This is a genomic window from Octadecabacter sp. SW4 (assembly GCF_008065155.1).
In the GTDB taxonomy this organism is placed as follows: domain Bacteria; phylum Pseudomonadota; class Alphaproteobacteria; order Rhodobacterales; family Rhodobacteraceae; genus SW4.
This window is the reverse complement of sequence record NZ_CP042819.1, coordinates 620,830-636,121: the sequence shown is the minus strand read 5'-3', so window position 1 is coordinate 636,121 and position 15,292 is coordinate 620,830. Positions and strand designations below refer to the sequence as shown.

Annotated in this window: 14 protein-coding genes and 1 tRNA gene; 7 read left to right on the top strand and 8 right to left on the bottom strand. The window is 57.8% G+C overall.

Annotation, left to right across the window (positions count from 1 at the left end; all coding sequences use genetic code 11):
* The first annotated feature begins 48 nt into the window (after positions 1-48).
* Positions 49-1,395: a mechanosensitive ion channel domain-containing protein gene (locus tag FTO60_RS03235; protein WP_148054622.1), complete on the top strand. Its 1,347-nt coding sequence runs from the start codon at positions 49-51 to the stop codon at positions 1,393-1,395.
* 65 nt (positions 1,396-1,460) lie between these two features.
* Positions 1,461-1,535, top strand: a tRNA-Gln gene (locus tag FTO60_RS03230).
* Positions 1,536-1,768: 233 nt separating this feature from the next.
* On the opposite strand, the gene FTO60_RS18020 is transcribed toward FTO60_RS03230, so the two are convergent.
* Positions 1,769-2,143 (bottom strand): HNH endonuclease, encoded by a 375-nt coding sequence (locus FTO60_RS18020; protein ID WP_148054621.1) that lies wholly within the window; start codon positions 2,141-2,143, stop codon positions 1,769-1,771.
* A complete protein-coding gene (locus FTO60_RS03220; protein ID WP_148054620.1) occupies positions 2,140-3,543 on the bottom strand; it encodes a primase-helicase family protein in 1,404 nt (467 codons plus the stop codon). Before FTO60_RS03220 ends, FTO60_RS18020 begins: the two co-directional genes overlap by 4 nt.
* 317 nt (positions 3,544-3,860) lie before the next feature.
* On the opposite strand from FTO60_RS03220, the gene FTO60_RS18015 reads away from it, so the two are divergent.
* Positions 3,861-4,049: an HNH endonuclease gene (locus tag FTO60_RS18015; RefSeq protein WP_172623788.1), complete on the top strand. Its 189-nt coding sequence runs from the start codon at positions 3,861-3,863 to the stop codon at positions 4,047-4,049.
* Positions 4,050-5,459: 1,410 nt separating this feature from the next.
* Here the strand turns inward: FTO60_RS18015 and FTO60_RS17585 are convergent.
* Positions 5,460-5,798, bottom strand: a complete 339-nt coding sequence (locus FTO60_RS17585) for a hypothetical protein (RefSeq protein WP_172623787.1) — start codon at positions 5,796-5,798, stop codon at positions 5,460-5,462.
* Positions 5,799-5,928: 130 nt separating this feature from the next.
* Here FTO60_RS17585 and FTO60_RS03210 point away from each other — a divergent pair.
* Positions 5,929-7,270 (top strand): IS3 family transposase gene (locus FTO60_RS03210; protein WP_148054619.1). Its coding sequence is split into 2 segments (ribosomal slippage): positions 5,929-6,257 and positions 6,256-7,270, totalling 1,344 coding nucleotides; the frame shifts between segments, so codons are not numbered across the junction.
* Positions 7,271-7,383: 113 nt separating this feature from the next.
* Here FTO60_RS03210 and FTO60_RS03205 read toward each other — a convergent pair.
* From FTO60_RS03205 to FTO60_RS03200, 3 genes are all read right to left on the bottom strand, one after another.
* The gene (locus FTO60_RS03205; RefSeq protein ID WP_148054618.1) at positions 7,384-7,677 is read right to left on the bottom strand and encodes a transposase; all 294 of its coding nucleotides are present in this window, start codon (positions 7,675-7,677) and stop codon (positions 7,384-7,386) included.
* Positions 7,678-8,727: 1,050 nt separating this feature from the next.
* Positions 8,728-9,111 (bottom strand): hypothetical protein, encoded by a 384-nt coding sequence (locus tag FTO60_RS18010; RefSeq protein ID WP_368074259.1) that lies wholly within the window; start codon positions 9,109-9,111, stop codon positions 8,728-8,730.
* The gene (locus tag FTO60_RS03200; protein ID WP_368074258.1) at positions 9,069-9,914 is read right to left on the bottom strand and encodes an ROK family protein; all 846 of its coding nucleotides are present in this window, start codon (positions 9,912-9,914) and stop codon (positions 9,069-9,071) included. The genes FTO60_RS18010 and FTO60_RS03200 overlap by 43 nt, the downstream gene beginning before the upstream one ends.
* A 180-nt stretch (positions 9,915-10,094) precedes the next feature.
* Between FTO60_RS03200 and FTO60_RS03195 the strand changes: the two genes are divergently transcribed.
* The 3 genes from FTO60_RS03195 (at position 10,095) to FTO60_RS03185 (ending at position 13,117) form a co-directional block, all read left to right on the top strand.
* The gene (locus FTO60_RS03195; RefSeq protein WP_148054617.1) at positions 10,095-11,114 is read left to right on the top strand and encodes a sugar ABC transporter substrate-binding protein; all 1,020 of its coding nucleotides are present in this window, start codon (positions 10,095-10,097) and stop codon (positions 11,112-11,114) included.
* A 111-nt stretch (positions 11,115-11,225) separates the two neighbouring features.
* A complete protein-coding gene (locus FTO60_RS03190; protein ID WP_148054616.1) occupies positions 11,226-12,314 on the top strand; it encodes an ABC transporter permease in 1,089 nt (362 codons plus the stop codon).
* A gap of 29 nt (positions 12,315-12,343) precedes the next feature.
* The gene (locus tag FTO60_RS03185; protein WP_148057027.1) at positions 12,344-13,117 is read left to right on the top strand and encodes an ATP-binding cassette domain-containing protein; all 774 of its coding nucleotides are present in this window, start codon (positions 12,344-12,346) and stop codon (positions 13,115-13,117) included.
* 31 nt (positions 13,118-13,148) lie between these two features.
* Here FTO60_RS03185 and FTO60_RS03180 read toward each other — a convergent pair whose 3' ends face one another.
* Positions 13,149-14,036 (bottom strand): aldo/keto reductase family oxidoreductase, encoded by an 888-nt coding sequence (locus FTO60_RS03180; protein WP_148054615.1) that lies wholly within the window; start codon positions 14,034-14,036, stop codon positions 13,149-13,151.
* The gene (locus tag FTO60_RS03175) at positions 14,037-15,206 is read right to left on the bottom strand and encodes an LLM class flavin-dependent oxidoreductase (protein ID WP_148054614.1); all 1,170 of its coding nucleotides are present in this window, start codon (positions 15,204-15,206) and stop codon (positions 14,037-14,039) included.
* Between the last annotated feature and the right edge of the window lie 86 nt (positions 15,207-15,292).

Here is a 15,292-nt window from a genome sequence, read left to right as displayed (position 1 = left end):
TGCAGCCCCTTAGGATCATCACAAATTTGCAACCCAAGTGATGATCCAATGCGTATTTTCCGCCTATTGGCTGCCCTGGCCCTGACCTTGTTCATGGCCCTGCCCGCGCTGGCCCAGGGCGCCACCGGCGAGGCCCCGACAGGCACGATTTCCACCGATGTCACGGCGCAGACCGATGCCGATATGGCGGTGCGCTTGCGTGAAATTCTGGGCGAACTGGGCGGTTTCGACGATGTGACCGTCACCGTCAACGAAGGCATCGTCACCCTGCGTGGCACCACCAATTCGGCCGCCGAAGCCGCAAGCCTCGAAACCCTTGTGAACCGGGTCGAGGGTGTGGTCGCGATCAAGAACAACGTCACCGAAACCGCCGATATCGCCCGCCGCCTGAACCCGGCCGTGGAACGGTTCACGGCGCGACTGGATCAGTTCATCATCTTTTTGCCGATCCTTGTGATTGCGCTGACGGTCTTTGCGGTGATCATATTCTTCGGGTTTTGGATTGCACGAATGCGCCAGCCCTGGGCGCGGCTCGCGCCCAATGCCTTTATCGCCGATCTGTTCCGCACCCTTGTGCGCATCGCCTTTGTGGTAGGCGGAATTGTCATTGCGCTGGACATCATGAACGCCACGGCACTGCTGTCGACGATCCTTGGCGCAGCGGGCCTGATCGGTCTGGCGATCGGTTTTGCCGTGCGCGACACGGTCGAAAACTTTATCGCATCGGTGATGCTGTCAATCCGCCAGCCGTTCCGGCCCAACGATGTCGTGGAAATCAACGGCGATCAGGGCAAGGTGATCCGCCTGACCAGCCGCGCCACGATCCTGTTGTCGTTTGACGGCAATCACATCCGTATCCCCAATGCGACAGTGTTCAAAAGCCGGATCATCAACTTTTCCCTGAACCGCGAACGCCGTTTTCAGTTCACCATCGGTGTGGAGTCCGCCGCTGATCTTGCTGCCGTGCGCAGCCTTGCCGCCGACACGGTGCAGGCCTTGCCCTTCATCCTTGATGAACCGGCTGTCTCTGTCTGGCTGGGCGATATCACCGATGCAGGCGTCGAGGTAATCGTCACCGGCTGGATCGACCAGAACGAAACCTCGCTTGTGGCAGCGCGCGGCGAGGCATTGCGCCTCGTCAAAGGGGCGATCATCGCGTCTGGGGTCGCGATTCCCGATACGACCTACACGATCAGGCTGGACGGGGCCGAACCACCTACGGCCGCACAAACCAAGGGCACCAGGGCCAAATCCGCCCCTGCCCCTGCACCCGAATCCCTGACTCCGGGATCCGTGGATGCGGCACAGGAAAATGCGCTGGACCGGATGATCGACGCCGAACGCGAAGACGGGGAAGGCGAAGACCTGCTACGCGAGGATGCCCTCAAGGAATAGCTGGAATTTTCGCGCGAAACGGGCTTGATCACCGCGCCCGCGTGGCGTATCACCCGCCTCGCTGCTGGGATGTAGCCAAGTGGTAAGGCAACTGTTTTTGGTACAGTGTACCGTAGGTTCGAATCCTACCATCCCAGCCAGCCATTTCTGCATATGTTTGACAGTGTGACGGTGCCCTGAAGGTGTCGGAATGCCCCAGTTACTGCCCCAGATGTGCTGCCCGCTAGACGCTGTCCTGAGGGTTGGGCAGGAGTAGAAGAGAAGAGCGATTGTGTCTCCCCTCTCTCTCAGAACCGGCTCTCGCATGTAGCGGGTGTAGCGGGTGTCGCCAGGTGCCGCGTGTTAATGGGACGCGTTGGGCCCCTACCACGGGCTAGAGCAGGTTGTAGTCCACCCCGTTCGCCCAGAAGTCCCAGTCGTCTCGCTTATTGTCAGCCGCCGACCCTTCAACGAGATGTGAGGGGTTCACACAGCGCTCGTTATGGCAGCGATGTCGGATCACGGTTCTCTCGGTCAGGACAGCACGATTGACCACACAGTAGACGAGACGCGCGGAGGCCACCTGACGCCCTCTAAAGCGTGTCTTCGGGCGCTTCTGAGTGGCGAGCAACCGGCACCCATTCTCATCCTCAACAGACCGCTCTAGGAGGGAAGAGACCCGCGAACGGGCCTCCTCATAGTGGTTATTGATGACATTGAGAGACCATTCTTCGCTGTCATCGTGGTATACGAAGTCGGAACAACTCATAGAACCAGCTCCATTTCAGCGAAAGCATTGGTCGCCGGAACGCGAGCCAGGTATTCAGAAATCTTCACGTCGTCGAACTCAGGACCGTAAATCCTGCCTCGATCGACCATGAACCCGGGCTTCACCCAGAGAACACGCGCATAATCTTCTCCTCCCCATTTCACGCTACACTTGCTCCATCCTAGCTCATCCATCAGGTGGCGTGTCTGGTTGGAAGGGACATGAAGGACGCGAGTCAGGCGATCAACTAGGGTGCTCTGAGGCACCACCACGGCACCGGATTCGTTGAGTAGTTGTTCAACCTGCTCCAACACTGTCTGGCGGCTATTCTGGGCCATCCGCTTCATGATTGGGGTGGCATAGGCTTCGATATTCAGGCTCTTCGCATTGAACGCCTCCGCCTGCTTGCGTTGAATCAGCGCATTGTAAAGCCGGGCGACATTCTCAGGATCGTCTAGAAAGGCATGGACCTCTCCTACTTGCGCAGAAAACTCCATCGCACTCGGACCGCCGGAACGTCCATCATGCTCAAGCTCGAAGACAGCATAGCGCCTCTCGCCTTCTTCCATCCATGTCGGAGCGAAATTCGAAGTGAAGGCGAAGCAAGTCACATTCCGTTCTCTGACAGCCTCCTTGCCCTTCTGCTCGACGAGGACGTGGGCATCAGTGATGTATGTCTTTACTGAGTTGCCCTTGACGGACCCCTGCTTAAGGTGGGTTTCCTCCGAAATAACCAACTTGCTGCGCAGGACCGTCGCGTTGAATTGCTGCGTGAGCTTATCGAGGTTGTTCTGAACAGAAGTGTTCTCGTGCCCGAAGACTTCAGCCATGATGCGGCACAGGGTGCTTTTGCCTGTTCCCTTGCTCTTAGAGTAGAGGAAAGGAGCCCACGTTGGTTTCTGGCCTTCATTCTGAAGGCACCAGGACAACCAGTCTAAGAACAACTCCTTCTCCACCTCCTGCTGAAAAATGAAGTCGAGGAAGTCACCGACTATCCCGAAGTCGGCTGCGTTGACCCTTAGGCTGCGATAGCGCGGCACCGTCCACGTGTTGATGCTCACCGCTCCGCGCTCTGAAACAAGCTGGTCGGACTGGCCGGGTAGGCACGAGGAAGCACCGTTCCATACCTGAATGCTTCGATTTCGATCGGGATGACGAGAGACGATAAGAAGATCAAATACACCTCTTAGGATGGGGTTGGTCAGCGTCACGTCCGGAAACTCCTCCTGAATGCGGTTCAACACCATCATTTCGACGTCATTTCTAGAGAGCGCGGTATTGAGGTGAGCGACATCGAAGAACTTACTGTCCTTCCTGACGAACTGCTGTCCGTAAGCCGCTGCCAGCTCGTTGATTATTGCTTGATTATTGTCAGTTCCTTCGTTGGTTTTATGATTCATTGATTTACCATTTATTCAGCCGAATAATGGGTTTCGTGCCTCGCGAAGAAGTGCTGATGTGATGTTAAATATGAGGCGGAAACGTCGGCTAAATTATCTGCACTCTCTTCTATAGCGTGCCCTGGAAGCCTGAAGCGGCCTTGAAAGAGGCGTAAGTCACTGTAATTGCGTGATATAATCGAAGATCGGGTCGGATTTATAGGGCGTCGCCGAAACCTAGGCCGTTTATCCTCCTAGAGCGGTCTGTTGAGGATGAGAATGGGTGCCGGTTGCTCGCCACTCAGAAGCGCCCGAAGACACGCTTTAGAGGGCGTCAGGTGGCCTCCGCGCGTCTCGTCTACTGTGTGGTCAATCGTGCTGTCCTGACCGAGAGAACCGTGATCCGACATCGCTGCCATAACGAGCGCTGTGTGAACCCCTCACATCTCGTTGAAGGGTCGGCGGCTGACAATAAGCGAGACGACTGGGACTTCTGGGCGAACGGGGTGGACTACAACCTGCTCTAGCCCGTGGTAGGGGCCCAACGCGTCCCATTAACACGCGGCACCTGGCGACACCCGCTACACCCGCTACATGCGAGAGCCGGTTCTGAGAGAGAGGGGAGACACAATCGCTCTTCTCTTCTACTCCTGCCCAACCCTCAGGACAGCGTCTAGCGGGCAGCACATCTGGGGCAGTAACTGGGGCATTCCGACACCTTCAGGGCACCGTCACACTGTCAAACATATGCAGAAATGGCTGGCTGGGATGGTAGGAACCCCAGCCGACCGTTAGCGTTCTTCGGCTTAGTCAACGGAGGTGGCCGATTGGGGCAGTGGGTGGGGCATTGCTGGGGCGGTTTGGCCCTCGTTAGAGGTGGTGCGAGTGGTGGCGAGAGTAGGAGCATTGCGACGGGCGGATTGGGGGCGAGCGCCAGCGAAGGTGTTGGAGCGAAGCGATGGCCCTTGGTGGAGGTGGGGGGCGGTGTGGTGAGTGTGAGTGGCGCGCAAAATCACCGAAAAGGATTGAACATGCCTCAGGCCAATTCCAGCACCCTAAGGGTTCCCAGTATTTAGTATGAGTAGCAGTTGGTCGATACCCCAACGGTAGTGCAACTCGTTTGCCGAGGAGCGTCATAAGTCGGAATTGCGACATATGAGGGACGCTGGGATTGTGCGGCAATCACTGCGCTATCATCGGTCTTAGTCCTCTCACATGCAAACTGATGTATTTCTTCAGCCGATAACTCATTAACCGAATTGCCGCCTTTGTAGTTAGCGAACCTACCGTATCTCGCGCAGTGCTGAACAGCCATTTCACGAGCCTCTGCGGTCAGAGTTACAACGCTGTCAAATGCACTATATCTGATTGCAATTACGTTTTCGGATGCAAAGTCAACGACCGGGGCGGATGGAGAGCAAGATATCAGCAGCAGCATTGACCCGGCAGGTAGCAGATTTCTCATGAGGCTTCCTATTGTGTGCTTCGGCCCGAATGTCTCGTCAGAAATTCTAACTCTGACCGTCCGGTCTTTCAATGATAATCCAGTATGGACAGAATTCTTGTCAGGCGCATTGCTTGGTCGCTTAGTAGGCTTCTTCGTGCCCGGAACGGTTGCCTTCTGAAACATGCGTTTACTCATGTGAGTCAGCTTTTACGCGAGCTCTGTCTCGATGGTGTTACAGAGATGCTTCGGCCAAGATGCTCTTCGACGATAACGCGAAGGCTCTCCAATCCCCCAGCGGCATCCTCTATTGCAGCGCGCAGCTTTTGATCGTGACCCGGTCGAAACTTGCCGCCTTTGGTCTGTTCTCCGCACCCGCAAAGGCAAATAGTGCTCATCAGTTCGCTTCCATCCAATCGTTTCTAATTTTTCGCCTGCGCTCGTTAAGACCTCAACCGAAACCATCGATACGAAAACCAGCTCTAGGACCGCACTATGCTCCATCACGAAAGTCGTGGCCACAGTAACGGCACTTTACCGCTTTTTTCTTGATCCACTCGGCACAGACAGGACATTCTTTTTCGTCAGCGCCAGCGAATTGTTCATCACTAGCGCTAGTCGGGGTCGAGGAATCCTTGGCGTCCATGTCTTTTGACCACGTAATGAAACTGAAATGAATGCTAAGCGAAATGATAAACGCCAAGAACCCGACTACACCTAGTGCGCTACCAGCAAGCTCAAAAACCTCAATAGCGATGCCGCCAGTGAGGGCTCCCCAAAGAACAGAGACCACCAATGCCGCTACAGCTCGAATATAGGGAATCGATAGCAAGCCCAAAAAGACAACCCAAACCACTATTCCGGCGAGCCACTCTCTGTCTGACGTCAGCGCTTATGGGTCCAATTAGGCGTATTTGCTAAGAGAGTGTTTGTTGCTCATCGTAGCCACTGAGGAGTGGACGATGAGAAAGACAACGAAGAGCCCTGGCGAGAAGATCGTCAAAGACATCAAGCGCGCCACGCGCAAGCATTATTCATCCGAAGAGAAGATCAGGATCGTACTGGATGGGCTGCGTGGCGAGGACAGCATTGCAGAGCTGTGCCGCCGTGAAGGCATATCGCAAGGCATTTACTACAAGTGGTCCAAGGACTTCATGGAAGCCGGTAAGCGGCGTCTGGCAGGCGACACTGCGCGGGCTGCAAACACCGATGAGGTCAAAGAACTGCGCCGTGAGGCCAAGGATCTCAAAGAGGTTGTCGCGGAACAGACGCTCGAATTGCGTCTTCTCAAAAAAGCATGACAGGCGATGGGGGCGACCACGAATGAGGTATCCTGCATCAGAGAAGCTGGAGATCATTCGTTTGGTTGAGGGCAGCCATCTGTCGGCGCGTCTGACACTGGCCAAGCTGGGTATCCCACGCACGACGTTCTACCGTTGGTACGATCGGTACCTGCAGCGCGGTGAGGCCGGATTGCAGGATCAATCCCCCAAGCCCAAGCACGTTTGGAACCGCGTGCCTGACGAGGTGAAGCGCAAGGTTGTCGACTTCGCCTTGCAGGAAACGGAACTGTCACCGCGCGAGTTGGCGGTGACGTTCACGGATCAGGAGCGCTATTTTGTCTCAGAATCCACAGTGTATCGGGTGCTAAAGGCGCATGATCTAATCACTAGCCCGGCCTTCATCGTCATCAAGGCAGCCAGCGAGTTCAAAGACAAAACAACTGCGATCAACCAGCTTTGGCAAACAGACTTCACCTACATCAAGGTTCTGGGATGGGGTTGGTTCTATCTCAGCACTGTCCTCGACGACTACAGCCGCTACATCGTCTCCTGGAAGCTCTGCACCAACATGCGGGCTGAAGACGTTACCGATACGCTTGACCTCGCATTGCAAGCATCCGGCTGCGACCAAGTTCACGTCGTTCACAAGCCACGTCTGCTCAGCGACAACGGATCGAGTTACGTCTCTGGAGATCTGGCGGAATGGTTGCAGGACAAAGGCATGAAGCATTCTCGCGGCGCGCCATACCATCCGCAAACCCAAGGCAAGATCGAGCGTTGGCATCAGACTTTAAAGAACCGCATCCTGCTGGAAAACTACTTCCTGCCGGGTGATCTTGAAGCTCAAATCGAAGCCTTCGTCGACCACTACAATCATCAGCGGTATCACGAGAGCATCAACAACGTCACACCCGCCGACGTCTACTTTGGCCGTGACAAAGCCATTCTAAAACAAAGGGAAAGGATCAAACGAAAGACACTCGAAGCGCGGCGCTTGCATCACCGACAGCACGCCGCATAATGAAACCAACCAGATGAGCCAAACTCTCACTTAGTTTAAGCTGCCATTGGTTCCAAAAACCCTGACGACGGACATCGACAGCCCGGGATTGCCCGGCTCGATCATCTTTCGCCTCACTTGCCGGTCCACGGCTTGAGCTTTCTGGACAAAAAATCATTGGCCACTGCCAACTCCCCGATCTTGGCGTGCAACTCTTTCAGTTGCTCTTCGTCAATCCCGGGTGCCTGTTTGCCGCCGCGCTCGAACACGCCGGATGCGCCTTCCAGCAAGGCTTTCTTCCAGCCGTGGATCATCGTCGGATGAACCCCGAACCGGCTCGCCAGCTCGGCCACCGTCTGCTCACCCTTCAGCGCCTCAAGCGCCACCTTCGCCTTGAACTCAGGCGCATGCTGCTTCCGTTTCGACATCTCTGATCTCCTTCTCGTCGAAGATCAGCAGACAACAAATCGTAGCTTACGTCAGTGTCCGAATTTCGGGGGGTAGCTCACCAGACCAAATCATTGATGAGGATACTGATTTCTGTTGCCGTTTGATTGGGCAGGGATTCGACCCGCACTACCTCCGTATGGATGCCGTGCGACTAAACCGAAATCCATCCGTCAAACGCTTAACAAACTCGACAGAACAGCAACAAGTTTCACAGAGCTATCTAAGAACCTACACGAAGAATATTGAAAACTGCCGTTCTCACCCAGGTGCAGAGACCTTTCTTTTTCTAAGGGCACATCGGATGATCTGTCGAGCTGGTGATTATTCTGGTGCGCGTATTCTCAGAAAACAAGCGAAGAGTATTTATGTCCGCCAGATCGCAAAGTTCAACGAATTGAAGTCAAGGCTCAGCACATAATTCAGCGTCCAGACGCAGCCCTGAGTGTCCGCTCTCTACAAGTTGTCCAATCCAGTCCGCATTCGCAGCGAAAGTCCGATTTCCGCCCTTCCCGCCCCTTCACCGCTCAACACCACCCCCACACCGCCAATGTCCGCCCCCACACCTCCCAGGTCTCCTGACTGCCACACCCCAGACACATCGGTTGATCGCCTCGCCCGAGGGTTAGCTGTTAGGGAACACCCGAGAGCAACCGTGGCACCGTCTGTTGCCACCCTCTTCCTGCCGCACCCGTTCCACCTGCAACACCCGCTACCACTCACACTCACCACACCGCCCCCCACCTCCACCAAGGGCCATCGCTTCGCTCCAACACCTTCGCTGGCGCTCGCCCCCAATCCGCCCGTCGCAATGCTCCTACTCTCGCCACCACTCGCACCACCTCTAACGAGGGCCAAACCGCCCCAGCAATGCCCCACCCACTGCCCCAATCGGCCACCTCCGTTGACTAAGCCGAAGAACGCTAACGGTCGGCTGGGGTTCCTACCATCCCAGCCAGCGCTTCCCCTAAGTGACCCTGTTAGAACGGCCCCGCCGCCCGCTGGGGTCGACGTTTTGCCGCGCCGCACCTTCAATTCAGCGAAGGGTTTAACATGAACAGGGCGCTGATGGGGCGCGTTGCCGCGCCGATGGCGCGGGCCTTGCGGCCGATACTGCCCGCTTCGATCCGTGGCGGGATCAGGCCGCGCGTGTCTTGGGTGATGACATAGCGGCGCACCCGTGTGACCAGTTTCTCGCGCACGGTTTCAGGGAAGGCCCCGTCAATCAGCACCGCCTCGAAATCAATCACCGAACAGGTCGACAGCGCCGCCTTGGCCAGCTCCTGCGCGGTCTGACCGATCCACGGATCAACGTAGCGCGACAGGTCGTGCCAGCTTTCGGGGTTGTCCCACAACTGGCGCGGATCAAGGTCTACTTCACGCAGGCGCAGTTCAAGCTGGTGAATAGAGGCCATGTCCACCAGTTGCATGCTTTCGCCGTTCGGGCCGATACTGCGCAGCGATCCAAGTGCGCCCGCGTTGCCCTGCCGCCCTTCATAGACCGCATTGTTAAGGGCGATGCCCCCCCGACATATGCGCCCACGAAGAAATAGGCGTAGTCGCGAAATTCACGACCGCGCCCGTATGTGTGTTCGGCCTGGCAAGCCGCCGTTGCATCATTCATGAGCGAGACCGGCTGACCCGAACGCTCTTGCAGGATCGTCCGCAGGTCGACATCGCGCCAAGTTTCAAACGCGCTATCCGCCCCTGCCTGATTCTGCGGCCAGTTCCACATCTCGAAGGGGGCGGCGACGCCAAGCCCGCAAATCCGGCTGGCTTGCTTGAGCGTCAGGTTTTCCGCGATACTGTGGACGCCTGTTTCAACAAAGTCGAAGATCTGGTCGGGCAAGGGCGTTTCATAGGTCAACTGACGCTCGTGGCGCAGATCACCCCTGAGGTCAATCAGCACAAGTTCGGCAGATCGCCGCCCGATCTTGAGGCCATAGGAAAACGCCCCATCGGCAGCCAAACGCATGGGAATAGAGGGTTTTCCGACTTTGCCGCGGACCGGATCGCCACGTTCAAGCAGCCCTTCGGCCTCGAGCCGGCGCAGAATGCTTGATACCGTTGGTGGCGATAAGCCCGCGCGTTTCGCCAGATCGCTGCCGGGCAATGCCCCGTGACGCTGCACAAGCGAAAGCAGTAAACGTTCGTTGTGATCGCGAACGCCTTTCTGGCTCAGCCCCGAGCTGATTGATCTGACTAACCCGTCATCCATGCGCGCAACTTAGAATCCTCCTCCATGTTAATACATAGCCCATTCCATTTAATAAAGAAAGTTAACTAATTAATTGACATCCCCCAGCGAATCGTGCCTTCTAAGGTGGAACGGCGGGCATTGCTGGCCGTTGAACGCGCGGGGTGGAGGCCCTGCCATATTTTGTTCTGGGAGGACATCATGAAGAAATTGCTTATTGGGACGGCGCTTGCCGCCATCACTTCCGCCGGTTCCGTCATGGCCGAAAGCCACGGCGTCTCGGCCTGCCTGATCACCAAGACCGACACCAACCCCTTCTTCGTCAAGATGCGCGAAGGCGCCGAAGCAGCCGCCGCCGAGGCGGGCATCACGCTGCGCTCTTATGCGGGCAAGATCGACGGCGATCACGAAACGCAAGTGGCCGCGATCGAGACATGCATCGCCGACGGCGCGTCCGGCATCCTGATCACCGCGTCCGACACATCATCCATCGTCGGTGCCGTGACCCAGGCCCGCGAGGCTGGCCTGCTGGTCATCGCGCTTGATACACCGCTCGAACCGACCGACGCGGCGGATGCGACCTTTGCGACCGACAACTTCCTGGCCGGTGAACTGATCGGCCAATGGGCCGCGGCGACGTTGGGCGATGATGCGGCAAGTGCCCGTATCGCCATGCTTGATCTGGCCGTCAGCCAGCCAACCGTTGGCGTGCTGCGCGATCAGGGCTTCCTTCAGGGCTTTGGCATCGACCTTGCGGATCCAAACGTGAACGGCGACGAAGATGATCCGCGTATCGTCGGCAACGACGTCACCGCAGGCAACGAAGAAGGCGGGCGCACCGCGATGGAAAATCTGCTGGCTGTCGATCCAACCATCAACGTGGTCTATACGATCAACGAACCTGCCGCCGCGGGTGCCTACGAGGCGCTGAAATCCATCGGCCGCGAAAACGACGTGTTGATCGTGTCTGTCGACGGTGGCTGCCCGGGTGTGCAAAACATCGCGGACGGCGTGATCGGCGCAACTTCACAGCAGTATCCGCTGCGCATGGCCGCCCTTGGTATCGAGGCGATTGCCGCCTTCGCCGCCGATGGCACCCTGCCCGAAAACACCCCCGGCAAGGATTTCTTTGACACCGGCGTGGCCCTTGTCACCGATCAGCCTGCCGGAGGTGTCGAAAGCATTTCTGTCGCCGAAGGCACGGAGCTGTGCTGGGGCTAAACCCATCACATCTGATATCAGAATGGAGGGCGGGAAATTCCCGCCCTTCGTTACAAGAAATACGCTAGGCTTATGCATGGATGGCAGCCAAGCAAAACGCGGAGGGGCGACATGTCTGACAAGAATGATGATTATGAATCTGTCGTAAAAACAGGCTCTGCCGAGGCGGTCGCGCATTTCGAGGACGACCGCAAAGGCGTTCTGGCCCGGGTGCAGCATGCGTTGCACGTCAATCCCGCCCTCGTTCCGCTGTTTGTTCTGGTCGCCTCGATCATTATTTTCGGCGCGCTTCTGGGCACCAAGTTCTTTTCGCCCTTCGCGCTGACGCTGATCCTGCAACAGGTGCAGATCGTCGGGATCGTCGCGGCGGCACAAAGCCTTGTCATTCTGACCGCCGGTATTGACCTCAGCGTCGGGGCAATCGCCGTATTGTCCAGTGTCATCATGGGGCAATTCACCTTTCGCTATGGTGTGCCCGTGGAAATCGCGGTGGTCAGCGGTTTGGCCTTTGGCACGCTGATCGGGGCGATCAATGGCTGGCTGGTTGCGGCGATGAGACTGCCGCCTTTCATCGTGACACTGGGCATGTGGCAAATCGTTCTGGCCGCCAACTTTCTCTATTCCGCCAACGAAACGATCCGCAGTCAGGAAATCGAGGCCGATGCCCCGCTTTTGCAACTGCTTGGCACGACCTTCAAGATCGGTGCGGATGCTGACGGGCGCGGCGGAGCGACCTTTACCTATGGCGTGATCGCGATGGTCCTGATCTTTGCGATCCTCGCCTATATCCTGAGCCAGACCGCATGGGGCCGCCACATCTATGCCGTGGGCGATGACCCGGAAGCGGCGCAATTGTCAGGCGTGAACGTAAGGGGCACGCTGATTTCGGTCTATGCCGTCACCGGCTTTATCTGCGCCATCGCAGGCTGGGCCTTGATCGGGCGGATCGGATCGGTCAGCCCCACGTCCGGCCAGCTTCTCAATATCGAAAGCATCACGGCTGTGGTGATCGGCGGCATCTCCCTTTTCGGCGGACGCGGGTCGATCATGGGGCCACTGTTTGGAGCGCTGATCGTCGGGGTATTCACCCTTGGGCTGCGCCTTGCGGGTGCAGACGCCCAGTGGACGTTCCTGCTGATCGGCGCGCTTATCATCGGCGCCGTCGCCGTAGACCAATGGATCAGAAAGGTATCAGCATGACCCTGACTGGAAACACGCCCAATGGCGCGGTGGAACCGATTTTGAAAGGCCGCGGGTTGGTCAAACGCTACGGCAGGGTCACCGCTCTCGATCACTGCGACTTTGATCTTTACCCCGGTGAAATCCTTGCGGTGATCGGCGACAACGGGGCGGGGAAATCCACGCTCATCAAGGCGGTGTCGGGCGCGGTGATGCCGGACGCGGGCGAGGTGTTCCTGGATGGCCAACAGGTGCATTTCACATCGCCCACCGACGCGCGCAAGGAAGGGATCGAAACGGTTTACCAGACCCTTGCCATGTCGCCCGCCCTGTCGATTGCCGACAACATGTTCATGGGGCGCGAACTGCGCAAACCCGGTTTTCGCGGAACATTCCTGCGCCAGCTGGATCGCAAGAAGATGGAACAGGTGGCGCGCGACAAACTTTCCGAACTGGGTCTGATGACGATCCAGAATATCAACCAGGCGGTCGAAACCCTGTCAGGTGGTCAACGTCAGGGTGTCGCCGTCGCCCGCGCTGCGGCGTTCGGCTCCAAGGTGATCATTCTGGATGAACCAACGGCCGCGCTTGGCGTCAAGGAATCGCGGCGCGTGCTGGAACTGATCCTTGATGTGCGCTCGCGCGGGATCCCGATTATCCTGATCAGCCACAACATGCCCCATGTGTTCGAGGTCGCTGACCGCATTCATGTGCACCGTTTGGGCAAACGCCTATGCGTGATCGACCCCAAGGACTACACGATGTCAGACGCCGTGGCCTTTATGACCGGGGCAAAAGAAGCCCCGCCTGCGTCGATGTCATAGACCGCACCAAATGCGATGGGTGCAGCGCGGGTCAGGCGACCTCGTGCCCAAGGGCGGCTGTATAAAGCTCGAACCAGGTTTCGCGGTCCATGCGCACCTTGAATGCATCCGACAGGGTCGCAATGCGGGCCAGGGTGTTGGTGCCCATGACCGGCAGAATGCGCGCAGGATGGGCCAGAAGCCACGCCACCGCCACCGCTGCCCGATCCACGCCATTTTCCGCTGCAAGTCGCGCCAAGGTATCAGACAGCGCCTGATTGGCCCCAGCCATCAACGCGCCGCCACCCAAGGGCGACCAGGCCATGACCGGCTGGGACTGGCGCTGATGAAAGGCCAGGTCGCCGTTGGTAAAGGGCTGATGGGCTTGCAGGCTCAGTTCAATCTGGTTGGTGACCAGCGGCACTTTCATCGCCGATTGCAGCAGCTCCCAATCCCACGGGCGGAAATTCGATACTCCCACCGCGCGGACCTTGCCCGCGCGCACCAGTTCATCAAGCGCGGCCCCGGTCTCAAGGTGGTCCATCAGCGGGTCGGGGCGGTGGATCAACAGCAGGTCGATGTGATCAATCCCCATCAGCCGCAGCGAATGATCGACCGACGCCATGATATGCGCACGGCTGGTGTCGTAGTATTTGACGCGGGCATCGCCGTAACGACCGGCCGGGGCGACGATATCGCATTTTGTCACAATCTCGATCTTGTCGCGCAGGGCGGGCGTCAGGGCCGCACCCAGAATTTCCTCGGCCATGTAGCCGCCATAGATGTCGGCCTGATCCATCGTCGTGATGCCCTGATCAAGGCAGGCGTCGATTTTGGCGCGGACATGGGCCGCCGACGTGTCAACGTCATCGCCCAACCGCCACATGCCATAAACGATGCGTGACAACGACAGATCAGAGGTAAGGGAAATACGGTCCATTTAGCGCCTTTCGCCAGTGCCCAAAGGTGTGGCCGGAGTGGTCGCAGGCACCCGCCCATAGGCATGTGGCAGCGAACAGGTTTTCAGATGCGGCAGCACGCGTTTGCCGAAATGCTGCGCCTCGTCGATATGCGGATAACCGGAAAAGATGAAGGCCCGAATACCCATTTTCTGATAGGTTTCGATTTCCGACATCACCTGATCGGTCGACCCGACAAGGGCGGCACCGCAGCCCGAGCGCGCGCGCCCCACACCGGTCCACAGATGCGGTTCGACATAGCCGAATTTATCGGCCAGTTCGCGCGCCTTGGCCTGATGGGCAACACCAAGGCTGATGCTGTCATGGGCGCGGTCGCGGATCACGCGGCCATATTCATCATCCAGCTTGCTAACCAGATGTTCGGCGTATTCCTTGGCCTCGGCCTCGGTGTCGCGCACGATCATATGAACGCGCAGCCCGTAATCAAGCGTGCGCCCATGCGCGGCGGCGCGGGCGTGAACATCGCGCATCCGCTGGGCGATCTGGTCCTTGGGTTCAGGCCACATCAGGTAGACGTCACATTGCGCGCCGCAAAGCTCCAGGGCATCGGGGCTGTAGCCGCCGAAATACAACAGCGGCCCGCCGTTCTGCTGATAGGGGCGCGCGGGGTCCGTCGGCACACCCTTGAACTGGTAGACCTCGCCGTCGTGGTTGATCTCGTCGCGGGTCCAGGCCTGACGCAGGATTTCCACAACCTCGTGGCTGCGCTTGTAACGGAACTTGCTTTCGGCCACTTCGCCCGGGAAATCGCTGCTGATCACGTTCAACGTCAGCCGCCCCCTAAGCATGTGATCCAGCGTCGCGATGGTGCGCGCCAGCATGATCGGCTGCATCTCGCCGCAGCGGATCGCGGCCAGAAAATTGATGTCCTTGGTCAGCGCGGCCATGCCTGCCACGAAGGACAGCGTGTCTTGCCCGACCTGATAGGACGATGGGGCAAGAATATTGCGAAAGCCCTGCTTTTCGGCCTCAAGCGCGATGTCGCGGCAATGTTCCCAGCTTGAGCGCAGGGTGCCATCGGGCACACCAAGATACGCATAATCATCCGAACAGAGCGCCGAAAACCACGAAACCTCGGCTGCATCCAGATCAGCCGATGTGACGGGGACCACCTGCGTTGCATCTGCCATCGTAATCCCCTTTTCCATGCTATTTTCACCCCCTTGCTAGCATCTGAAATCACGTGCATCAATGGTGTATCAATTTGGCGCATTCG